This is a genomic window from Paenibacillus pinisoli (assembly GCF_003605435.1).
Classification (GTDB): Bacteria; Bacillota; Bacilli; order Paenibacillales; family Paenibacillaceae; genus Pristimantibacillus; species Pristimantibacillus pinisoli.
The window spans coordinates 247641-271543 of the sequence record NZ_QXQB01000004.1; the positions used below are offsets into that span (position 1 = coordinate 247641).

Annotated in this window: 14 protein-coding genes; 9 read left to right on the top strand and 5 right to left on the bottom strand. The window is 53.5% G+C overall.

All coding sequences use genetic code 11. The features are described from left to right. The first annotated feature begins 208 nt into the window (after positions 1-208). From D3P09_RS18310 to D3P09_RS18340, 7 genes are all read left to right on the top strand, one after another. Positions 209-1990, top strand: coding sequence for a vWA domain-containing protein (locus tag D3P09_RS18310; RefSeq protein ID WP_120112848.1), 1782 nt, complete (start codon positions 209-211; stop codon positions 1988-1990). 19 nt (positions 1991-2009) lie between these two features. Further along, positions 2010-5399, top strand: a complete 3390-nt coding sequence (locus D3P09_RS18315; RefSeq protein WP_120112849.1) for a tubulin-like doman-containing protein — start codon at positions 2010-2012, stop codon at positions 5397-5399. Between the two features lie 11 nt (positions 5400-5410). Next, the gene (locus D3P09_RS18320; RefSeq protein ID WP_243644295.1) at positions 5411-7774 is read left to right on the top strand and encodes a transcription initiation factor TFIID; all 2364 of its coding nucleotides are present in this window, start codon (positions 5411-5413) and stop codon (positions 7772-7774) included. Between the two features lie 47 nt (positions 7775-7821). Then, complete coding sequence (locus tag D3P09_RS18325) at positions 7822-9078, top strand: vWA domain-containing protein (protein ID WP_120112851.1); 1257 nt, start codon at positions 7822-7824, stop codon at positions 9076-9078. A 22-nt stretch (positions 9079-9100) separates the two neighbouring features. Next, complete coding sequence (locus D3P09_RS18330) at positions 9101-9742, top strand: beta-mannanase (protein WP_120112852.1); 642 nt, start codon at positions 9101-9103, stop codon at positions 9740-9742. Between the two features lie 173 nt (positions 9743-9915). After that, positions 9916-11175, top strand: coding sequence for a TRAFAC clade GTPase domain-containing protein (locus tag D3P09_RS18335; protein WP_120112853.1), 1260 nt, complete (start codon positions 9916-9918; stop codon positions 11173-11175). Further along, the gene (locus D3P09_RS18340; protein ID WP_120112854.1) at positions 11175-14072 is read left to right on the top strand and encodes a GAP1-N2 domain-containing protein; all 2898 of its coding nucleotides are present in this window, start codon (positions 11175-11177) and stop codon (positions 14070-14072) included. The genes D3P09_RS18335 and D3P09_RS18340 overlap by 1 nt, the downstream gene beginning before the upstream one ends. 65 nt (positions 14073-14137) lie before the next feature. On the opposite strand, the gene D3P09_RS18345 is transcribed toward D3P09_RS18340, so the two are convergent. From D3P09_RS18345 to D3P09_RS18355, 3 genes are all read right to left on the bottom strand, one after another. After that, positions 14138-14323, bottom strand: a complete 186-nt coding sequence (locus tag D3P09_RS18345) for an Hsp33 family molecular chaperone HslO (protein ID WP_120112855.1) — start codon at positions 14321-14323, stop codon at positions 14138-14140. 142 nt (positions 14324-14465) lie between these two features. Beyond that, positions 14466-15419, bottom strand: coding sequence for an ABC transporter permease (locus D3P09_RS18350; protein ID WP_120112856.1), 954 nt, complete (start codon positions 15417-15419; stop codon positions 14466-14468). Continuing rightward, entirely contained in the window at positions 15412-16332 is a 921-nt protein-coding gene (locus D3P09_RS18355) for an ABC transporter ATP-binding protein (RefSeq protein ID WP_120112857.1), read from the bottom strand. The genes D3P09_RS18350 and D3P09_RS18355 overlap by 8 nt, the downstream gene beginning before the upstream one ends. Before the next feature lie 198 nt (positions 16333-16530). Between D3P09_RS18355 and D3P09_RS18360 the strand changes: the two genes are divergently transcribed. Further along, on the top strand, positions 16531-16941 hold the full coding sequence (locus D3P09_RS18360; RefSeq protein WP_424452456.1) for a VOC family protein: 411 nt from the start codon (positions 16531-16533) through the stop codon (positions 16939-16941). 60 nt (positions 16942-17001) lie between these two features. Here the strand turns inward: D3P09_RS18360 and D3P09_RS18365 are convergent, their stop codons facing one another. Together D3P09_RS18365 and D3P09_RS18370 are read right to left on the bottom strand one after the other, a co-directional pair. Next, a complete protein-coding gene (locus D3P09_RS18365; protein ID WP_120112859.1) occupies positions 17002-17508 on the bottom strand; it encodes a metallophosphoesterase family protein in 507 nt (168 codons plus the stop codon). Positions 17509-17732: 224 nt separating this feature from the next. After that, positions 17733-18632 (bottom strand): SDR family oxidoreductase, encoded by a 900-nt coding sequence (locus D3P09_RS18370; RefSeq protein ID WP_120112860.1) that lies wholly within the window; start codon positions 18630-18632, stop codon positions 17733-17735. Positions 18633-19390: 758 nt separating this feature from the next. On the opposite strand from D3P09_RS18370, the gene D3P09_RS18375 reads away from it, so the two are divergent. Next, positions 19391-23902: a non-ribosomal peptide synthetase gene (locus D3P09_RS18375; protein ID WP_165867495.1), complete on the top strand. Its 4512-nt coding sequence runs from the start codon at positions 19391-19393 to the stop codon at positions 23900-23902. Position 23903: the final 1 nt, after the last annotated feature.

Genomic DNA, 23903 nt, shown 5'->3' on the forward strand with positions numbered 1-23903 from the left:
ATGGGTGTCCTTCAGTTATACTTGTTTTTAGTATAGCATCATAGCGGCACTCGTGACTAACGATGACTTTTGTACTATTCTCTCCCGGATGAACGGGCGAGTACTTCGCGGTCTGGCGAACGACCAGCCTCGGTGCTGGAAACCCGAATATTTGAACACGCACTAATAGAGACAGCTTATTCAAGCAATATGGTTAAGGGGGACTATCATGAGTCTGCTAAAAAGAGGATTTCAATATACAATTCTGCTTACAATGCTTCTATCGCTTCTGCTAGGTTTGCATCTGCCGGCGGCGGCCGCGGCCGCGGGCGGCGCTGCGCCGATTGACGCCGTATTGGTGCTTGATGTGAGCTACTCGATGGACAGCAGCGACCGGGAGAAGATCGGCAATGAGGCGATGAAGATGTTCATCGATATGCTGTCCGAGAAGGGAGACCGGGTCAGCATCGTAGCGTATACGGATAAGATTCAGCGAGAGAAGGCGCTGCTGGAGATCCGCTCGCCGGAGGATAAAGGAAACTTAAAATCTTTTATCGACCAATTGAATCGCGGCTCTTATACGGATGTATCCGTAGGCCTGAAGGAAGCGGTCCAGATCCTGAAGGATGGAGCGGCAGCGAACCGCGAGCCGATAATCATCCTGCTGGCGGACGGCAACAACGAGCTTGATCCGAAGTCCGGACGCACGGAAGCGCAATCGAACGAAGAGCGGGAGCAGGCGGTGCGCACGGCCAATGACAGCGGCATCCCGATCTACACGATCGGCCTGAACGCTGACGGAAAGCTGAACAAGGCGGCTCTGGAGGAATTGTCGGAGCAGACGGGCGGCAAGTCGTTCGTTACCGACTCGGCGGATGACCTGCCCCAGATTCTAAGTGAAATATTCGCCAGCCACCTGGAACTGAATATCGTGCCGGTCAATTCATTTACGGCGAACGGGGATTTCCAGGATGTGAAGATTACCGTTCCGAACAGCAATGTGCTTGAAGCGAATATCTCGATCATGTCTTCCAAGCCGGTCGAAGCGAAGCTTGTCGATCCGTCGGGCAATGCCGTTGCGATACCGTCGGACGAGGTCGTGCTGGCTACATCGAAGAGCTACACGCTGCTTAAGCTGATCAAGCCGGTTCAAGGCGATTGGACCTTGAAAATCAAAGGCGTTAACCAGGATAAGATCGATATTAATCTGATCTTTAACTATGATTTGACGCTGGAGCTGGAGCCGCTGGCGGCGGCGGGCTATTCGAAGGGCGACAAGGTAAAGCTGAATGCTTATCTGGCCAGCAAGGGCCAGCGCCTTAGCGATGCGGAGCAATACCGCAACATGAATGCGGTTATGTTCGTCAAAGACTTAACGACCGGCAATACCGAAGAGGTAGCGATGAAGCTGGACGGCGATCACTTTGCCGGCGAATACAAGTTACCGGAGTCCCGGGACTATGAAATTATAGTCAGGGCGGAGGAGCAAAGCTTCTTCCGGGAGAGCGAGCCGGTTACGATCTCGGCATCATCCGGCAGCCCAGGCGGCACGACGAATCCGGCGGAAGTAGCGGACGACAAGCCGTTCCCGATATGGACGGTGGTCATCATTGCAGTTGCGGTCTTAGCGCTGCTGGGCGCAGGATATTGGTTCTTGGGAGTGATGAAGGAGCGCAACCGCGGTTTTGTGGGACAGCTCATTATTGAAGTCCGGGATGAAAATACAGGAGACAAAACTCCGCCGCAATACAAACGGCTAAGCCAGTTCAAAGGAAAGTTCCTGCTGCACCAGCTGCTTCAGCTCGCGCCAGAGCTGAAGGAGACGGAGAAAATCGTATTTAAGCCGGCGAACAAGGACCGGATTGCATTGCTCAACGGTTCCTTGTGCAGAGTGGAGAAGTCCGGACGGGCGGTTGGAGACGGACGCCAGCTGGAACTGCAGAGCGGCGACCGCATTACCATATCATTGACACAAGTAGACAAGACGATCTATATCGAATATCTCGTATAACCAATCGGGGAGGATCACTATGAAACCAATCGTAAGAGAGCATATTCAACAGCTCGACGTCTCGCTCGGCGGAGGGATCGTCAGTGAGAAGATAAGAGTAGATACGATCGACAATCCGATTCTTATCATCGGACTGGGAGGCACAGGCATTGATGCGCTGCTGCGCCTCAAATACCAGATTAACCGCCGCTTCAAGCTGCCGGAAGACCCGATCTCGAAGCGCAAGCGCGACAAGCCGGACAATGTGGAGTTTCTTGCGTTCGAGACGAACGAACAGGACCGCAACAAGAAGTACAAAGGCATCGGCCTTGATCCGATCAACGAATTTGTGCTGCTCTCCAATGCCGAGGTTGGGGGCTTGCTGCAAAACCGCAGCATTCTGGAGCCTTACATTACGGATTGGCTGTCACCTGAGCTCAGCATTACGGATGGGATGAACGGCGCGGCAGGCGTGCGTCAAGCAGGCCGGCTGCTGTTGTTCACCAAGATCAATCAAGTTGTCCAGAGCATCGACAAGAAGATCAAGACGCTATCCGTCGGCACGAACAAAAAGCTGATGGTATTCCTGCTGACGGGTCTTTCCGGCGGTACGGGCAGCGGCACGTTCCTCGATATTTCCTATATCGTAAGAGGCATTATCGAGCGCGATCACGGCTCTGCCGGCGTCGACCGTGTCAATACGCTCGGCTACTTGTTCACGCCGGATATCAACCTCGCGAACAAGAGCCTAAGCGACCATACGCGGGAATACATTAAGAAGAACGGCTATGCGGCTCTGAAAGAATTGGATTACTGGATGAATGTCGATGCGCGAGGCGAACGCTTCAAGCAGCAGTACGGCAACATTCTATCGGTTAACTCACCGCTGCCTCCGTTTAATCTATGCCATTTGATTTCGGCGACGAATACGGAAGGCAAGCTGCTCGACAATGCGTACGATTATTGCATGAATGTCACAGCGGAGAATATCACCAACTTTATCTCCAGCGAAGAGAAGCAATCGGGCGAGGAATTCGCGATTCATGACTATATCAGCAATATCCGGACGAATATTGCGCAGATGAACAAGATTTATCCGGCGAATTACGATTACAATATTATCGGGGCTTCTTCGGCGGTTCTGCCGATCGAAGAGATGACGACCTATCTGGCCTACCGCCTGTTCCAGAAGATGGAGGGCATGTTCCGGAAGGCGCCGACCCAGGAGGATGTCGAGAAGTTCGTACATAAGCTCGGCATCGACCTCGATTCGATGATGCGGAACTTTGATTCCCGCGTTCCTGAGCCGCTGCCGGGTTTCGAGCATAGCGAACGCCTCAATTACAACAATGTGATCAAGATGCAAGCGGTCAATATGGATACGGAGCTGGAACAAAATTTCCTGGCGCGCGCAAGAGAGGAATATATTAAAGCGAAGAAGCAGCTGCCGGGCGAGGTTGCAAGCAGCTTCACCGAGCAGATTCGCCGCATCTTCCTCCACCCGGAGCAAGGGCCGTTCTATGTATCGCGTCTTCTGTACACAGATAAGGGCTTCTGCCTGCTGAAGATGCTGCTGTCCTATATCGAATCGCTGCGCGAGAATTTGCAAAGGCTGCCGCGCGAGATCGAATCGGCGCGCGAGCAGGCTGAAGAGCGGATGGGCGATGCAAAAAGCGCGTTCGTGTCGAAGGACAAGAAGAAAAACAACTATATTGAAGCCAAAATCAACGAATATTGGCTCCGCGCGGATGTCGAGCGGATGGAGCAGCTGATCGAGTTCTATGAGGATCTGCATGAGCTGCTGAACGCCGAGAACAACCGGATTTATAACGTATATACCGAAATTTTGAATGTGCTGAATACGATATTCGCCAAAAACGGCGAGATTCTGACGAGCGGCGACGAGCAAGGCGACCATAAGGGCAACAAAACCTACTATTGGAACATCGTCAGCGTGCCGGATATTTCCCACGTCATTAGCCGCGTTATGGACAGTAAGGACGGGGACGACCTGATCCGCGACTTTACGCGCGAGCTGCTGGAATCTTCGAACCAGTGGGTGAAGGAGCAGGATATTGATATCGTGGGCTCCATCTCGGAGTTTCTCACCGATAAGTTCGGCGACTTGATCACGAAGTCGATGGAAGAATTCCTGGTTATGAAATATGGCGACGACGAAGCGATTGAGAAGTTCGTAGAGCGCCATATTGCGAGCAAGCTGGACGAGGAAGCGATTCCGGTCTTCCATTTGAGCAACAGCTCGGGCAATCTGCATGTGCCTTCATGGGGCTTCGTGTCCGTGCCAGTGCAGGCGCCGAGCATTCTGCGCGGCATTCGCAATTACCAGAACAGCTCGATCGGCAAGTCGCATTTCACCATCAAGGAAAGCGAAGTGCGCAACCGGATATTCTGGCTGAACACGCGCAACGGCGTGCCGCTCTTCGTCTATACCCCGCTGAAGGTGTACGAGGAGAGCTACGAGCGCACGATTCTGGACAAAGAAGGAATCGGACGCCATCTGGTGCAAAGCGACAAGGAGAACTGGACGTACCTGCCTTCGCCGATTCCGGAGAAGTCATGGGGCGAGACCTATACCAACCGCCGGGTGCAGGATTACAATGCCAGAATCCGCGAGGAATTTGCCAAGGCTGTCGGCTTCGGCATCATCGTGGAGAAGGGCATCGACAATCCGCTCAGCAACCGCTACAGCGTAAGATACACGAAGCCGTTCCAAGTGTCGGACGCGCTGCAAGGCTTTGCGATGCAACTGGACAGCGGGAAGCCGAATTTGGGCGAAGTGAAGCGTGCGTCGCAAGAGCTGAAGCGTCTTCTCGCTGGCGGCCTGGAGCTGGAGTCGACCAAGGATATATTCGGCAGCTACTCGGAAGAGCTGGCGCAGGAGAATCTGATCCGTTCGCCGCTGCAGCTGCGCCGCGTGCGCGAGGAGCTGGCGAAGATGGAGGCGATCGCAGCCGAGATCAAGAAGTTCGACGAGCTGCTGGTCCAGCAGGAAAGCGAAGACAAGTGGCTGCAGCAGTTTATCGAGGCGCTGTACACCGAGACCATCTGCAAGCGCGGCGCTTTGTATGTATACGACCGCGATGCCGAGGAAGAGGCATGGGAGCCGTTCGCCAACTTGATGAAGGGCAGCAACTATATCGAATACGAGGTATTCGAGCATTTCCGCAGCCTGAATGAGAAGAGCCTCGCGACCTTGCTCCGCAAAGCAGGCCGCAGAGTGAACGAGTTAACGGCAAATGAGGATACCTCCGCATTGGTCGCCAAGCTGGATGAGCTGTTCAATGTATTCCTGGATGCGCGCGAGCGGCTGGAATACGAGAAGATCGAGCTGGCCAACGGCGAGGAGCTTCATCAGTTCTATAAAGGCATGGCTTCCAAACTACATGATATTCGCAGAAAGCTGAAGTAAGGATGAGGGAAATGGTAGAGCAATTCGCGGCCGAATATTCGGCAGCCGAGCAGAGCTTGAAGGGGACGGAAGACGATCAGAGCAGCATTCATTACCCGACGGTGTTCCTGTTTATCGGGGATGAGACAGAGCAAGCCATAGAGCCAGTGATGAAGTCCAATGCGCTGAGATGGGCGAATCACGCCGGCGTCGTGTACGGCCATGTATCGGGCGGATCAAGCGCCCGCGAGGGGGCGGCTGCGAATCTATTTACCATCCCGCTGGCAGAGCTGGTGCCGCAAGGAAGGGAGAAGCGGACCATCCGGCAAGGGATCGGCAGCGGCTTCCATGATGCAGCCGAAGGTCTGGGACTGCTGAATCGCGCCCTGCGTCAAATGAATGATACGATTGGCGATTACGGCCGCATGTACGCTTCGTTCGACCGCCTTCACCTGGCGGTCATCGTACGGGCAGACGATCCTATGAACATATTGGTGCCGGATATTACGCTTCTGGCGCAATCGATATTCGGCTCGCTATTCAAGTCCGTCCAGATGGATCTGTTCGTGCTGCTGCAGGAGCGGGAGCAGTCCGATGCGTACGGCTACGCCGCCGCAACGGGCATCAGCTTCCTGCGCGAGGTTGAGCGGTTCCAAAGTCCGGACTACTCCTATCATGCGCCGCTGATGCAAGCAGGCGACGGCCTGAGCATTCCGGTGGTTCACCAGTCAGCGCCTCTATTTGATCTGGTCTATCTGCTGTCGGACCGGAATGAGAAAGGGATGTCTCCCTTTAACGGGATGGAGCAAAATTATGAAATCATCTGCCGGATCATGCTGCTCAAAAACCGCGGCCAGCGGGAAGCGGAGATGCATGTCAGCGGCGAGAGCTACAACAATACGTCATTCAAGCATAGCTTGATGTCGGAGTCCGGCAGAGTAGGCCTGGTCTCCGCAGGTCTCGCGAAGGTGCAGCGGCCGTCTTATGCCATCGCGCTAACGGTGCTGTACCATTTGTTCGATCAGGTCATTGTACGTTTGCAATCGGGACCGGAGCTGAGCTCGGCGGATAAGCTGAGGTTTTTCGGAGTAGATGCGGCTACGCTGGCGGCCCGAAGCAAAGAAAGGGTTCCTTTGCCCGACCGGCTGGCGGATATGAAAGGGCTTATCACAAGCGGCGTGCGTTACGAGGAACTGAAGGGCATGACGCTGTCCCAGGCGGAGCATGCGTTATACGGCAGCAGCTGCGAAAGCTTCTTCAACCAGCATTTCGTACAGAACGCCAAGCAGCAGCTGGAAGGGATCGATGTAGCCGCCGCCTTGAGACGCACGCTTTCCCGCAGCATGGCGGAAGAGCCACGAATTTCGTTCTATCATCTGTACAAGTGGACTGACGAGAGCCTCAGCAGAGGAGAAGTTATTGGCGCGGTGCAAGAGAAGATTCGCGAGTTGACCAGAGCGATCGAAGACATTCAGGAAGAGCTAATCCAGCTTTATGACAGCCGCGTGGAAGATTTGAAGTTTCAGCGGGTGCCGTTCATGGACAAACGCAATGTACGCTCCTTTATCCATGCGTTTCTGGACGAGGTGTACGGCTTGAGATACGAACGGCTGAAGCTGGAGACGGAGCTTGTTGTCTATCGCCGTTATGCCGCGGAGCTGGAGCAGTTGAACCAATGGTACCGGGTTCGGATCGAACGGCTTCATGATCTTCGGTCACAGCTGAAGACCAAAGCGAAGCAGAGCATCTCCTTAGGCGACGATTACATCGGGCAAAATGTATTCGACTACTATGAGCGGGTTACAGCCGAGGCGCTCCGCGAGCTGGAGGAGAAGCGGGGAGAGTCGATCCTGTTCGAGGAACGGTATATCGGCAACGTGGCGGAGCTGCTGGAACAGGAAGAGCCGGTCTTTATCGAGCGGCTCATTGCAGTTTGCCGGAGGGATATTTTGACCGCAAGCGGATTCGCCATGTCATTCGAGGAAGAGCTGCTGCAGCGCGCGAACGTGTCGGTTTCCTACACGAACCGGCAGGCTTTGCCGAAGGAGGAGCTATTCGAGCGGCTGTACCGGATGCTGGAGGAGCATGCGGCCATCCATATCCGGCTGTTCGATTATACGCACAAGCATCGGTATGAGGAGAAGTATTTCTTCGGCGACCGGAGCAGCGAGTTCATTCGGTATGCGTTCGGCATGGATGAAGCGTCGCGGCTTCATAAGCTTGGCTGTCTGCATGAGAATCGAAGCAGCGGCGTGGAGAAGCTTCATTTGATGGGCGGCTTCCATGTGGAGGATATGATGTATTACCGCAATGCGAAGGCGTTCTATGACGCGTATGTGCAGGATGGCCACCAATTCCATGCCATTGAGGAATCCGAGCTGCCTGCCCTTCGATAGCCGGGTAAAAATGTTGTGTATTGTTAAGGTGAGAGGGTGCTGTCCGTATGCAACGGAAAATAAATATGCTGCTTCTGCTGTTCAGCTTGATCGGCGCGGCGGTTGGTTTTGCATTAGGCGAGGCTGTGCTTCGCGTTTTGCCGGAGTCATGGCCAAGTTATGTTGTGATTGGCTTGTACTTTGGCATTCTGGCCCTGTGCGTCGGCTTGTTTTGCCTCATTGCTGAGCTGATGTCGCCGGTCTTGAACGGACATTCCTGGAGGCAGCGCTACACCGATTTATCCTGGAAGCTGATCGTTCCGGCAACGCTTGTGCTGCTTTTTGTAGTCGGCGGGGCGCTCCAGTTCGTCTATGGCCTCGAATTCGGCGGGACGAAGAAGATTCGCGATATCGTGCTGGTCATCGACAACTCGGGGAGCATGAAGGAAACCGATCCCAACAATGATCGCTACAAGGCTGCCAAAAGTCTCATTGACGAGATGGAAAAAGACAAGCGTGTAGCTATTGTTTCCTTCGCGAATTCGGCAGAGCTGATTCAGCCGATGGCGAACGTTGGATCGAATGCGCAGAAGACGGCAGTCTATAGCGTTCTTGATGCGATCGAACCGACAGAGGACGGAACGAATTTCTTTAGCGCCTTATCAGAGACGCTGCGGGTCATTGAGGCCGACCGGGGAACCATGGTCATCTTTATGTCTGACGGCTTCAGCGACTCCAACATTTCCGCGCAATTGGAGGAGCTGAGAAGCAAAGGCATCGCTATGCATACCATCGGCCTCAAGATCGGCTATGACCAGGGCACGTTGCTGCTTAGGGACATGGCGGAGTCGACAGGCGGCAAATATTATGACGTAGAGCAAGCGGACGGCTTGTCGACGGCGTTCCGGTCGATCTACTTGACTATCGACAACCGCTCGCTGCTTTCGATTAATCCGAATGCGCCGGAAGAGCCGACGATTTACAAAGGCATCCGCCTATTGTCATTTGTGCTCATTGGCCTTGCACTGGGCATCGCACTGGGCATTATGTTCGACAACCGCTTCCTGGCGCTGAGCTTCGGAGCGGGCGGCGTGGTCGGAGGCCTGGCGTCAGGCCTCATTCTGAATGCCGGCTTGTCCGGCGAGGCCTTTACCGATGGTCTATTCCGATTCATCGCGCTGCTTGTTCTGGCTGCGGTCATTGCTCTGTTCACGCTGGTCATTCCGATTGGCGAGAAGACGAATGCCCGCCGCGGGAGGGAGCGGACCGCTAGCCCGAGGGAGGGAAGCGGAAGAAGCCGGAACAGCCGCAGCAGCGGATTTTAGTTAAAACGAGGGGATGAGAACATTGCAATACAACGTCGCAGAAGAAGGCTCGCCCCTCATTACGGGACTTGCGAGATCGATTGAGGAAGACCGCTGCACGCTTCGCTGGATATGGCCTGCGGGAGTAGAGGCGGTCTATATTAGCCAGAGGCTGATTGAAGATGGGGATGAGCCGGAGGAAGACGAGATGGACAGCCTCCGTTTGTATACGAAGTCGGAGTACAAAGCCAATAACGGATATGTATGCCGGCTTGACCGGGCAAGAATGTACCGTTTCACGGTGTACAGCCTGTTGGAGCGGGAAGAAGGAGCTGTTCTTCTGCAGCAGCGGAATAAGGAGAACCGGATTGAAGTCAGCGCGAGCCGGGCGAAAATCTATTATTCCGTCTTAGAGAAATCCGGTCTATTCCGCAAGAATAAGAGCATCCAGATTGAAGTGAGGACGGAGGTTGCGCTGGGCAGCGACGTCTTGTGCTATGTGAAGAAGCAAGGCGGGTTTCCCGCGGACCGGGAGGACGGTCTCATGTACCCGTTCGTTGCGCCGTTCGCGGCCGGGAGGAATGTGCTGCCACCGATCGAAGTCGACAAGCAGGATCATATCCGATTGTTTCTGGCCGATATCCGGAGGCATGGACATCTGTACGAGCTGATTGCGACATCATAATATTCCGGCAAGTTAGAAGCAGGTTTGCGTTGCAAACCTAAGCTTATGCTTACGATGCCAGGTTTGCTTCGCAAACCTTAGCTTATGCTTACGAAGTAGGTTTGCTCCGCAAACCTTAAGCTTATGCTTACGATGCAAGGTTTGCTCCGCAAACCTTTTAGGAGGGAAGCGTCATGGGCCTATTGGATCTATTTAAGAAAAAAACCGAAAGCAAGCCGAAGCCGTTATTTTATGACATTGTATGTCCCTATTGCTTCAGCAAGTTCGCGCCCGACCAGGTCGTGTTCCGCGCAACTCATTCCCGTGAGGACGATGAGGACTACGCGCTGGGCGAGGACGAGGAGCTGAACAAGTATCGGGAGCGCTTCGGCCTTGACTCTGTGTATGATATTGAAGCAGTTATTCATCCAGTGGACGTGCCTGAGGAGTCCCACGTCTATTCCGATCATGTCCTGATCGGGCTGCGTGACCGGTACGGGGAGCTGACGCGCAGAAGGCTGTGTCCCAAGTGCCATAACGAGCTGCCGGTAACGGCAGGGAAGGTGCCGAGCAACATTATATCGATAATTGGCGCGTCCCAGGTCGGCAAGTCCGTCTACATGACGTCGCTTATTCATACGCTGCAGAATACGACTGCGGATCATTTCCATGCAGCGTGCATGCCGCTGAATGCGGAGATTAGCCGCAAGTTCCGCACGAATTACGAGGAGCCCCTGTTCGGGCGCGGTGATCTGCTGGCGTCTACCCAGAAGGAGAAGATGCAGGAGCCGTTCATCTTCCAGTTTGTGTTCAAGGATGAAGAGAAACCGCCGCTTACGCTTGTATTCTTTGATGTCGCTGGCGAGGGCATGGTCGAGCAGGATTACCTCGGCTTGCATGGCCAGCATATCAAAAACTCGGCCGGCATCCTGTTCATGGTCGATCCGCTGCAAATCCGCTCTATCCGGGAGAAAATCCGCATCAAGCATGGCGACAAGCCTGGCGAGTGGGTATCGCAATATGATGAGCCGCGCGATGTGGTGCTGACGATGTTCGGCGACTTTATTGCGTATCAGGACAGCGGCAAGACGGACATTCCGACCGCTGTCGTGCTGACGAAGAGCGACATGCTCCATTCGCTCAAGGATGAAGACGGCGAGTATATTAAGACGAACAGCAATATTTTCAAAAACATGGTGCACCGCGATTATTTCAACCTGACCGAATTCGAAAATATTGACGGAGAGATTCGCCGCTTTATTGAGAAGGTAGACCGTCCGTTCAAAGGGACGATGGATGTCTATTTCAAGGAAACGGCGTATTACGCCGTCTCTGCGCTTGGCAGCAATCCGGTCGACCAGAAGATGCAGACGGTTGTAAGCCCGATCCGGGTTGACGAGCCGTTCATCTGGCTGCTGTACAAGCTGAATTATATTGAGGGGAGAAGAGAATAGTGACTGAACATACGCCCCGCTTATCGATTCAGCAGCAGATGTACACCCGGGAGCGGCGCGGCATATTCCGTACAACAGAGGGGTATGACACGATCGCGAAGTCCGGCGGTCTGGACCCAGCTTTCGTGAAGAAAACGCTGCATCCGCTATGCGTATACGACTCTCCTGCAGAGCTGACCGCAAGCGGCGAAAAAAACAGCAGCGCTTATCCCGAAGCGATGCACTTGCTGCATCTGGAGCAAGGGGAGACTGTCATTGGCCGAAGCGTGTTCCGGGAGGCTGACTTTACCGGACTTAGGAGCACTTTCTTCACCCACCATTATGTCATTCCCGCGGGATACCCAACAGACCCAGAGCAGGATTACCGGAGCTGGCTGTCCGCTTTGTTCGAGGACAGCTATTCGCTGGAGAATGCTGCGGAGCTGAACGAGCTCTCGAGGCTTCCTCTTGCCGCACCAGCAGCACGCAAATCCGCACGCGGGCTTCTGAAGGAGCTAGGCATAGAAGAGAAGGAATTCAAGGCGCTGCTGCATGCGGTCATGATATCGCTGGGCAGCAAGAAGAAAGTATATATGGCGCTTCCTGTGCCAATCAGCCAGCTTGCCGACCGGGCGAAGCAATTGCTCGCCGTGCTCTACAGCTGCTTGCCGTATGCCTATCGGAAAACGCTTGGCTTTCTGACGTATGCGAAGGAGCCGGCAAGCCGCAAAGGCATTCATCTGACCTTTGTGGAATCGGGCAGCTTGCGTGGGGGCGACCGCGAGATTGAGAAGGAGTTTGTATTCGACCTGCCGAACGGGCGGATTATGAATGTGGATATGGAAGGGCTGGATCAGCCGTATTTGAATGCGGCATGGTCCCATCTGGACGACAGTGACGCGCTGGAGCGATTTTTCCGGTTCGCCGATGTCATGCTGAAGGATATGGATGCCGATAAAGCGCTCGCTGTCGCAACCTATCATGAATTATGGGTTTTGCATGATGCGGCTGAAGGCAATGAGGGGTTGCTGGATCAGCATCTCATTCCGGTATTAACCAGCGCGCTGCAGTACCTGGGTACCCCGAATGCGCTGGATACGAAGATGGAGCTTAGCGACTTGCTGTTGTCGAGATTCGATCTTGAATACGATAAGGTGACCCAAGGCGAAATTCCCGATGAGACGACATTATCCATTTTCATGAATTATTACGGACTGGTCGGCAAGCTGATCGAAAACAAGCTGGTCGGTTATTTGGTTTATGCGATTTCCAATGCCAATAATAAGGGCGATCAGGAAGCGGCGGCTTCCTTATATAGCAGGATCGAACGTGATCCTGCGCTTGGCAAAGCCTTTTTTCATAAAATAATAGCGGGACCGCGTTTTGCGGAAAGCTTGTTTTTCCCATATCTGCAATCTACGCTGAAGTCTGTGCCGCTGCGCAATATTATTCCTACTATCGTGATCTGGGGCGACGCTTATCCGAAGGTATACGAATATGACCAGGTCTACTCGATTGTAATAGACCTCGTACACGAGAAGCTGTCCAGAGAACGATATGCGCTGGGGGCTGTCAATGCCCTGTTTGAACAGACCAATCAATTGGCTGCTGGGGCAGGGCAAGGCGCACAAAGCCTTGGCAGGAAGCTGGAGCGTGAAGTCTATCAGACCATTCTGAAGAGAATTGAACCTGAGAGGCTGACGCGGAGCGAGCTTATGCAAGCCAAGTTTCTAAGCGACTCGCGCAAGATGCAGCGATGGAATCATGAGCTTATCGATTCGAATCAATCCGCTACGGCACGAATTATACATGTCCTCTTCCAATGGCTGATTGTGAGAGATCCGAATGAAGAGGTTTGGGACAGCTTGTCGGCTCAGGAACTGGCAAGGGTGCAGTCAATCGGTCGAGGCATTCTAGCGGAAGGCTTGAAGGAAACGGACTTTTCGGAGCTTGTGACAGCTTTCCTGGGAGGCTCCCAGTTCGATATGGTTGACTATGACGGATTGATTGATTTCTTGCATCATCAATGTCCGCTCAAGGAGACGATCTATCGCTTCTTCCTATGGTCGGAGACGAATCCGTATTTTACGGGAGGAAGAGGCCTTATCGCTGCCTATCGGGCTGCGATCATTCGTTACTTTAAGGATTACGATCCTGCTGCGCTCAGATCGAGAGAGAATTGGAAGCATTTCTTCGACCAAAGCGGGGACAAGCTGCTGGCCGTTCTGAAGCAAGCGCAGTCTGAGGTGTCTTCGCCGCTTTCGCGATTGTTTCGCCGCAATCGGAAGGGAACGCTGATCCTGTCCATCGTGGGGCTCGGCATTATTTTGGTGGTGTCGGGCATTCTGCTGTCGTCCGGCGGCAAGGGAAGCGCGGATCCAGAGAAGGCGGAATTGCCTGAGACCTCATCGACCCCGACTCCCGATCCTACGATTGAGCCTGGCGTTATCGAAGAGCCGGAAATGATCGTATCGATCGAACAGGTGGGCGCAGAAGAGGGGCAGCCGGCATCCACAGCGGTCAAGTTCCTGTTCAAGGATGCGGCAGCCTGCTCCGGGTTCGCGCCGAAGTCATTGAAGATTCAGGCGCCACTCTCGGATGCCGTTACCTATTCGGAGCTGGAGCTAATGCCGTCATGTGCCGGTGCGCCTTCCTCCACTACAGGCGGCGCAAATCTTCCGGCTGGATCGAATGATACTCCTCCGGCTTCAGATGAACTGGACGAGGCGGTCTCAACCTCCAATCCGGATTCACCCGTTTCCTCCGATGGTGGAGGGGCAACTGGAGCTCCGGCAGATACGGGAGCAGATGAGGCGTATCCTTATCATGTGTCTATATCCTTAGGTAAGCAAGTGGATATTCCCGTTAGCAGCACGATCTGGGTCGATGATTCCGAAGTCGCCCTAGTTGTGAAGTAATGACAGGGGAAGCAGTTAATAAAGAAAAATTTTGAATAGAAATGATGGAGAATAGCCGGCTATGGTCAATTGACCAGGCCGGCTATTTCTTCTGGGCTGAATGAGTACGTTTGCCCGCATGCATGGCAGACGAACTCGATCGACTGATCGTTCGCGGCGGCCTGCTTCAGTTCAATCATGCCAAGCGAATACAACACCGCTAATGAAGCCCCAGGCAGTAATTGAGCCGCAATGCCTATGCTCCTCGCCACCTCATTTTCTTCATTAAATAGAATGGATGGCGGGCTGTACGCCTATATCAAGAAAGCCGTTTCTTTGTTATAAAAAGCAATGATAAAGCGAAAGGACCTCAAAGCCCGCTAGCCGGGCGTGAGGTCCTTTTTAGTCATAGGGTTAAGCCGCTACATCGCGTTTGGTGAACAGAAGCCATGCGATGATCTGGAATGCCACATAATAAGCGGCAAGCATCAAGATGGAGAAGCCCATCGTCATCTCCGGACGAAGCGGGGTTCCGCCTTCGAGATATTGCGTCAGGTCGATATTGGAGAAGAGCAGGTACTTCGACCAGCTGTAGCCGCTTAAGAGAGCCGACAGCGTATTGCCGAGCAGCATGAACAGCAGCGAGAACGCTATAGCCATGGACGAGCTGCGGAACGCGGACGAGATCATAAAGGCCATCGTCACATACATGATCAGCGAGACTACGGAGAATCCGTATGTCTTCAGTGTATCGATGATCATCGAGCCTTCGTGGACTACACCGTTTTGAACAGTCAACAGAGGCTGATTGACACCTTCAAAGCCTGCCAATAAGCCGCCTGCCGCGAACGAAGCGGCGAAGCATAGAATAAGCAGCAGAAGCGCGAATCCAAGCGTGGCGATATATTTGCTCAGCATAATTTTCGAACGGGAAGCGGGACCTACAAGCAGCAGCTTGATTGTGCCCCATGAAAATTCAGCGGCAATCATATCCGCAGCGATCACGACCGTTAATATGGTGACGAGCATGATTAGGTTGGAGGAACTGCTGACATAACTCCAAAGAGACAGCTGATGGGGATTAATGCCATGCTCCAAATAATATTCGTTCAGCTTGATTTGCTCTGTCAGATAGGCTTTGTATTCCTCGTCTATCTCCCCGCTTTCAGTCAGCTGCTGCTGCAAGCCGGCATTCTGCCCCTCCAGCAGCTGCTCCCAGTTGGAATGGTCTACACGGGATTCATCCCATTTCATAATGCCGCTGAGCAGGGCAATGGCCAGCAGGAGAAAGCCGATCATAATCCAAGTGCGGGAACGGCGATAGATTTTCATGTTTTCATTGCGAGTGAGCTTGGACAGGCTAGACAATCATCTCACCTCCCGTTATTTCAAGGAACTGATCTTCAAGCGACTTCTGTACGGCATGAATGCCGAACACCTCTATCTCCGATGCTACGAGCAGCTTCGTAATATGGGGAATAGCGGATTTGTCCCCGATGAGCTCAATCTGGTTGCCGGACACCGTCAAGCGGGAGCCGTCCATAGCGGCTGCAAGCAGCTGCTCGGCGGCTGCCGGATCGTCAACCTCGATGACGATTTTCGTCTGAGCCTGGCTGCGGGCTTCCTGCAGCGATCGAATATCGACCAGCTTGCCCCCTTGAATGATGGCGACGCGATCGCACATCAGCTCCATCTCGGCGAGGAGATGGGAGGAGACAATAACGGAGATGCCTTCCTCCTTCGTCAGCTTGCGCAAATAATCGCGAAGCTCGCGAATGCCGGCAGGATCCAGCCCATTGGTCGGCTCGTCCAGAATGAGCAGAGAAGGACGATGCAGAATCGCCTGTGCGACGCCCAGCCGCTGCCGCATACCGAGGGAATAGCGCTTCACCTTTTCATGTATCCGGTTCTGCAGCCCTAGCAGCGTCACGACTTCATTGATCCGTTCCTTCGTAATGCCGTTATGGCGGCGCGCATAATGCACCAGATTTTGATAGCCCGTCAGAAATTTATACATTTCCGGGTTCTCGACGATGGCTCCCACATGCGTCATCGCAAGCTCGAAGTGCGAGCGGACCGATACGCCTTTGATAAGCGCTTCGCCCTTGGACATCGAGATGAGCCCGACGATCATTCGAATCGTTGTTGTTTTGCCGGCGCCGTTAGGCCCGAGAAATCCGAATATTTCCCCCGCGGGAACATCGAATGTAAGATTATCGACTATTTTTCGCATGCCGATCGTTTTGGTCAAATTGCGAAGCTGCAGTACGGCTTCAGACATACGTGTAAACCCCCTAATTATGTTCTTCCGTCATTCACTATACCGGATTGCGGTCCACTTGCGTAATAGACCTTTGATCAGGTTTTCCCCCTGCTTAAGTCGGGGTTCAGGCCAGCAGGCTAACTCGCATAGTTGAAAATACAGCCTCTTGGATGTATGTTAAGCGGTTGATTTGCTCAAATTACCAATCAGGAGGTGATGAGGGTGCCATTAAATCCTTATCTGAATTTTGACGGCAATACAAGAGAGGTTGTACTATATTACGCCAGCGTATTCGGATTGGAGGAGCCGAAGATTATGACGTTCGGCTCGAATCCGCAATCCAATATTCCGCCGGGGACGGAGGATCTGGTTATGCATGCTCAACTTGAAATCGCGGGCGGCAAGCTGATGTTCTCGGACAACTTCCCGGGCAGGCCGTTCCAGCAAGGCAATAATTTCTCGCTTGCTTATGTCAGCTCTGACAAGGAAGCGATCAAGACTGCGTTCGACAAGCTGAAGCAAGGCGGCAAGGTTGAACTGGAGCTGCAAGAGACAAGTTGGAGTCCCTACTACGGTTATTTGACCGACAAATTCGGCATCGGCTGGCAATTCAATTACGAAAGCTAACAGCTTCCGCCGTATTAATCCAACACCCCGGGCTGCTTGCCCGGGGTGTTTGGCGTCCTTCTATGATTTGTCGGCATAAAACACATGCCTGATCGGCTGTACATTGTCGTTAAAATCGATGATGCCGAACGAATACAGCGGCTGCCGTCTTTTGTCCGTAGGCGAGCCGGGATTGAATATAATCATATTGTCCACCCGTTTCAGTACGGGAATATGGGAATGGCCGTAGATGACGATATGCACCGGCGTATCCTTGAAGGCTGAGATTGCGTGAGACTCGGTTGAGGCTCGCTTCGTGGCGCCATGACCATGAACAAGGCCGATCCGCCATGATCCGAATTGAAGCAGCCGGCTCGTGCCGAATTTGGCTTGCAGCTCTGCTCCGTCATTATTGCCAGCTACCCCATAGGTGGGAGCGAACGCTGACAGCTGCTCATACACCTCCATACGAGACCAGTCTCCCGCATGGATGACCGCATCGGCATGCTTCAGCTCCGCCAGCAATCGGTCCGGCAGCTTCTTGGCCATTCTGGGCATATGCGTATCGGCTAAGACGATGATTCTCAGGTCGTAACAGCTCCTTTACATGGGCATTTGCTTTTATTATAACAATGGGAAAGAGCCGTTGCTTGCCGGTGATGACAGATGTGCTTTTTTTCGAAAAGCGCAGGTCCGGTATGTAATCGGGCAGCATGCCATTGTTTTCGATAGAAATCGCTCAGATAGAGGGGCGAAGCATGTATAGAATGCCCGCCCTTTGTGTCAGTCAGCTTAGCGGTGCCGACCAGGTGTCACGTTTCCGTCATGATGCCGCCATTGACATGAAGGACTTGGCCGGTGACGAATGAGGAATCGTCCGAGGCCAGATAGATATAGGCCGGAGCCAGCTCGAACGGCTGTCCGGCCCGTTTCATGGGCGTCTCCAGCCCGAAGGTTTTGACATAATCCGCCGAATAGCTGGAGACGATGAGCGGTGTCCAGATCGGCCCCGGGGCAACTGCATTGACCCGAATGCCCCTGTCCACAAGCTGAAGCGCAAGGGAGCGCGTAAAGGATACCATCGCGCCTTTGGTAGAGGAGTAGTCGACGAGCAGCGGGGCTCCAGCGTATGCCGTGACCGATGCGGTATTGATGATGGTGCTCCCCGGCTGGAGATGGGAGAGCGCGGCCTGCACCATATAGAAATGCGGAAATATATTCGTGCGATAAGTATCCTCCAGCTGGGCATGGGAAATATCGGCGATGGATTTTTGGGGAAACTGGACAGCTTGGTTCAGTACAAGCGTATCAAGCCTGCCATAATGGGCCAGCGTCAGCCGGATCACTTCCGGAGAGAATGCGGGCTGTCTAAGATCGCCTTCAATAAGCAGGCAGCGCCTTCCATACTGCGCAACCATCTGCGCCGTAGCCTGAGCGTCTCCCCGCTCATACAAATAGACAATCGCGATGTCTGCGCCTTCCTTGGCGAAGCCGATTGCCACTGCCCGGCCGATTCCGCTGTCTCCGCCTGTAATGACGGCAATCTTGCCGGCCAGCTTGCCGCTGCCTTTGTAGCTTGGATTGTCGGATATCGGAGCGGGCACCATGATCGACTCGATGCCGGGCTGCTTCTCCTGATGCTGGGGCGGGAACGTAATCGGCACTTCCTTGCACTGGGTTTCGTGACCGAAGTACGGGTATTTTGGAATCAACGCACAAACCTCCATTCCTGTTCTAATCAAGGATATTCACCTATCCAGCTAAAGGTGTAAATCGCCTTGACTAGCTTGGACTTACAATAAGGAGGCCAGTCTCAGAAAGGGCTTTACTTATGCGCCTGAGTCCGGATCGCGGCCTGTGATTGGCAAGATGGAAGCGGATCTTCTGACCCTGTTATAGCTCTGCATAACACCGGATTGTTCCGTTGTTATGTTTGTTTATAGATTTTTCAAACGTTTCATGGCAATATTGTAAACTTGTCGATATAAGTATCGCATTTGTTGACGCATTGAGAAGAACTCTGTTATATTATTTCTAAATTCGCACGAATCTACTAAATTTACTTTTATCGGAATCTATTGCATACTGTGAAGTCGAATGGACGCGCAATGTGACAGTTACCGGTATTCCCACCACGACAACGACTCGCAACACCCAGATTGTACCCGACCATCACCACGACAACTGCCCGCAACAACCAGATTGAGCTCCCTCGCCATCACGACCATTACCCGCATCACCCAGATGAAGCCTGCATGACCACATGACCGCGACATACATCCACCTTGAATCGGCCCGCAATCAGCCAGAATCGTTCAGCACCCAGCAAAGCAATACCGCAACGAGATTTGCTCCCGTACATTGGACAAGTGATCCCGTCCGCCTATTGGCGTATGGGAACGAATATCGCAGACAGCATGAATCGGCCCGCGTTCACGTTCCGTTACACATCAACCCGGAGGTGATTCGGATGTCTTTGGCGCCAGACGTTTCCCGTAACGTCTATGATTCTGTGCCGCTTTCTCATCCGCAGAAGCGAATCTGGTATTTAGAGAAGATTTTCCCTGATACGTCCCTGTCCAATATCGGCGGACCTGTAAAAATCAAGGGCCGCACGGACTTTCAATTGCTGGAGAAGGCAATAGGACATTTCATTGCCAGCCATGAAGGCATTCGTCTGCAGCTGGACGAGTCCGATGGCGAGGCAAGGCAGTACGTAACGGATTTTAGCCATCAGCAGCTTGAGCTCTTCGACTTTTCGTCAGAGCCCGACCCTGAAGCGGCGTTCTGGAATTGGGTCAATCAAGAGGCGGGCGCTCCGTTCAAGCTCATCCATTCACCGCTCTATTATTTTGCCATGTTCCGCATACATGAGGATGACTGCGGCTACTTGTTCAAGTGCCACCATATCATATGCGACGGCTGGTCCACCGGGATCATGACCTCGCAAATCGCGGAATACTATACGCTGCTAGCTCAAGAAGGCATGGCTGAGACTGATGTGCAATTTCCCTCCTACCTCGACTATTTGAATAGCGAGCAAAGCTACTTGCAATCGAAGCGTTATGAGAAAAACAAGCTGTATTGGTCTCGTCAATTCGATAGATTGCCAGAGGGACTGGCCGTGGGGGATTCCTTCCTGACAGACGGCAGAAGGACCACTATCGAGCTGGATCAGCACCTGTCCTCGCGAATTCGCGATAAGGCGGTACAGGCTGGCGTGTCGCTGAATACGTTTTTCCTGCTCGTCTACTTTACGTATGCCTACAAGCGGAGCGGCCAGATTGACCTGGTGGCAGGCACCCCGGTATTGAACCGGTCAGGCAAGAGGGAGAAAGCGATGTTCGGCATGTTCACGAGCACAATGCCGTTTCGCTTCCTGGTCAATCCAGATGCCTCGGTAACGGAATCGCTGGTCAGGCTCCAAAGAGAGCTTGTGGATAACTACTATCATCAGCGATATCCCTACGATCTGCTCGTCAGGGATCTGGATCTCAAGAAGAAGGGATATGACCAGCTCTTTCACGCGTGCGTCAACTATTACAATACAAGGCTAACCACCAGCATGAACGGAACGCCTGTAGAAAATATCGAGTTTTATAACGGCCATCAAGCGTACGAGCTTCAATGGATCGTTAAGAATTGGTCCGATTCAGGAGCTTTGACGCTTGACCTGGATTATCGAACGGATGTGTATTCGGAAGAGCAGATCAGCGAAATGGCAGAAGGATTGCTTGCGTTGATCGACGGAATGCTGGGCTCACCGGATTCGGCCCTCGGAAGTCTCTCGCTGCTGTCGGAGCAAGAGCGGCATAGGCAGCTTATGGAGCTTAACGATACGGCAGCCGAATATCCGCACGACAAGACGGTCGTACAGCTATTCGAGGAGCAGGTTCAACTGACGCCTGAACGCATTGCCGTTCAACATGACGGAGGGGCGCTCACTTACCGCGAGCTGAACGCAGCGGCCAACCGGCTGGCCCGCCGGCTGATCGGGGCTGGCGTCAGCAAAGAAACTACGGTCGCCATATGGACCCATCATGCAGCAGAGACGGTCATTGCCATATGGGGAGTGCTGAAGGCTGGAGGCGCATATGTGCCGGTGGATCCTGCTTATCCGGAGGAACGCATCCGCTACATGCTGGAGGACTCCGGAGCGAAGCTTGTGCTGACGAATATAGACGGCATTGAAGGCCAGTATCCGGTGCCTTTCCTGGATCTAAGAGCGGCGTCAAGCTTTGATGATGAGAGCATCAACCCGGAGGTTCGGCTTGAACCGGATGACTTGGCTTACATCATCTACACGTCAGGTTCGACGGGACAGCCCAAAGGGGCAATGATCGAGCATCGCGGGCTGACCAACTACATCTGGTGGGCGAAGCTCATGTATGCGAAGGAAGAGCCTGCCATATTCCCGCTCTATTCCTCGCTGGCATTCGATTTGACGGTGACATCCGTATTTACGCCGCTTATCTGCGGGGGCATGATTGTGGTGTACCGGGATAACGGCGAGCAATTTATCCTTTATCGCATTCTTCAAGACAACCAGTGTACGGTAGTCAAGCTGACGCCGGCGCATCTGTCCCTGCTGCAAAATATCGACTGCCGCCATTCATCCGTAAGGCGGTTTATCGTTGGAGGTGAGGATCTAAAGACGAGCTTGGCTCGCAACATATATGACAATTGGGGAGGCCATATTGACGTTCTGAATGAATACGGCCCGACGGAGACGGTCGTCGGCTGCATGATCCATCGGTTTGATCCGAATGAAGATACGCGGGCATCGGTGCCTATCGGCATACCTGCGCATAATGTGATGATCTATTTGCTTGATCCGCATTTGAATCCTGTGCCGGACGGCACGCTGGGCGAGATGTATATTTCCGGGGACGGGGTGGCGCGAGGCTACCGGAACCGGACTGATCTGACCAATGAACGGTTTGTAGACAATCCATTCCTTCCGGGCAAGCGCATGTACCGTACAGGCGATCTTGCGAAGAGGCTTCGGAATGGCAAGATTGAATATGCTGGCCGCACGGATCATCAAGTGAAGATTCGTGGGCATCGAATAGAATTAGCCGAGATTGAGAAGACGCTGCTGCAGGATGCGCGGGTGCGCGATGCGGTTGTCATTGATAGGGAGCATGCCGACCACAGCAAGTATCTATGCGCCTATATTGTCAGCGCCGGTGAGCTCAGTCATGCGGAGCTAAGGCAGAGCCTGTCGGCGCAGCTGCCGGCTTACATGGTTCCGTCTTATTTCATAACGATGGACGAGATACCGCTTAGTGTGAACGGGAAAGTCAACCGCAAGCTGCTGCCGGAACCGGAGCCGGCTTCGAATATCGATGTGCCGTACCAGGGGGGACGGAACGATGCAGAGCATGCGCTGCTGGAAGTGCTGAGCGAGCTGCTTGGCATTCATCCGGTTGGAATCCGGGATAACTTCTATCATCTCGGAGGCGATTCCATCAAGGCCATTCAGGCCGCATCCAGGTTGAACGGACTTGGTTACAGCATCAAAGTCAAGGAGATATTGGGATCTCCTGTTATAGAGGATATGGCCGGATTGATGCAGCCTATGAGCGAGAGTGCGCATTATCCGCAGACACAAGCAGCAGGCCCAATCCGCCCATGGCCGATCGCTTCCTGGTTTCTCCGCCAGAACTTCCGGGAGCGGAATCATTATCATCAATCCGTCCTGCTGGCCCTAAAGCAAGAAGCGACGCTTGCCGAGCTGGAGCAAGTGCTGCAGAAGCTGGTTGAGCATCACGACTCTCTCAGGATTGGAATTGATTCTGACCTTGATGCATTCGTGTATGTGAACGATCCGGAATATCAGGTTAAGATCGGCTTTCATTCTTTAGCGGACTGCTCGGATGAAGAGCAGTTGCTCAGCATGTCACGTATCGGTGAAGCCGTAAAAGGCGCATGCGACCTGCGGGCAGGACGGCTGCTTCAAGCCTGCTTGTTCGATCTGGGGCGCAATGGCAGACGATTGCTGCTGGCCGCCCATCATATCGCCGTAGATGGCGTCACTTGGCGAATTCTACTGGAGGACCTGGCTGCCGGCTTGCAGGGGCTCCGTTCAGGACAACCCGTAAAGCTTCAGGATAAGACGGCATCCGTGCAGGAATGGTCCGAGCAATGGCATCAGCACCGGCTGTCAGATCAGGAATCATTGTATTGGCAGTCGGCCGCAAGCGGTCTAAGGACGATTCCGTTCGATATGGAAGACGGCATCGACGATATGGAGAGTGCAAGAGAAGCGGTATTCGAATTTACGGAGGAGGAGACTGCGCGCCTGCTAAGAGATGCCCACTTCGCATACGGTACGAAGCCGATGGATATCTTGATCGCGGCGCTGGGTCAATCGCTATTTGAACATTTTTCGCTGGAGCAAGTCGGTATTGAGCTGGAGGGGCACGGAAGAGAGGCGGTTGGCCATTCCGCCGATATTACCCGCACGGCAGGGTGGTTCACCTCGCTGTATCCGCTCAAGCTGTCGAATACGGCAAGCGGCCTCCAGGCATGGATCAAGACAGTGAAGGAGCAGTTGAGAGGGGTGCCGGGCAACGGTACCGGATTCGGCTTGCTGCAGCAGCGGGGAGACATTCCTGTAGAATATGCCGCGGACAAGCTGGTGCGCTTCAATTTCATGGGCGGCTTTGACAGCGAGTTCCGCAATGACTGGTTCGACTTGGCTGAGGAGTCCAGCGGCGCGGAGTCTGGAAGGCGCAATGAGCTTACGGCACTGATTGATATTCATGCCATCGTCGTCCGCAGCAAGCTGCGGGTCCATGCCGCCTATAGCGCCAACCGGTTTCTGAGCTCGACTGTGGAGTCGTGGATGCAAGCCTATAAGAATAAGCTCGCGGCAGTCGTCAATCATTGCTGCGGCAAAGAGACAACAGAATATACACCGTCGGATTTCGAAACGGTCAAGCTGTCTCAAGATGAGCTGGATAGCCTCTTGATGTAAC

Coding starts and splice junctions, on each gene's coding strand:
- D3P09_RS18310 (WP_120112848.1), top strand. CDS start 209: ATGAGTCTGCTAAAAAGAGGATTTCAATATACAATTCTGCTTACAATG.
- D3P09_RS18315 (WP_120112849.1), top strand. CDS start 2,010: ATGAAACCAATCGTAAGAGAGCATATTCAACAGCTCGACGTCTCGCTC.
- D3P09_RS18320 (WP_243644295.1), top strand. CDS start 5,411: ATGGTAGAGCAATTCGCGGCCGAATATTCGGCAGCCGAGCAGAGCTTG.
- D3P09_RS18325 (WP_120112851.1), top strand. CDS start 7,822: ATGCAACGGAAAATAAATATGCTGCTTCTGCTGTTCAGCTTGATCGGC.
- D3P09_RS18335 (WP_120112853.1), top strand. CDS start 9,916: ATGGGCCTATTGGATCTATTTAAGAAAAAAACCGAAAGCAAGCCGAAG.
- D3P09_RS18355 (WP_120112857.1), bottom strand. CDS start 16,332: ATGTCTGAAGCCGTACTGCAGCTTCGCAATTTGACCAAAACGATCGGC.
- D3P09_RS18360 (WP_424452456.1), top strand. CDS start 16,531: ATGAGGGTGCCATTAAATCCTTATCTGAATTTTGACGGCAATACAAGA.
- D3P09_RS18375 (WP_165867495.1), top strand. CDS start 19,391: ATGTCTTTGGCGCCAGACGTTTCCCGTAACGTCTATGATTCTGTGCCG.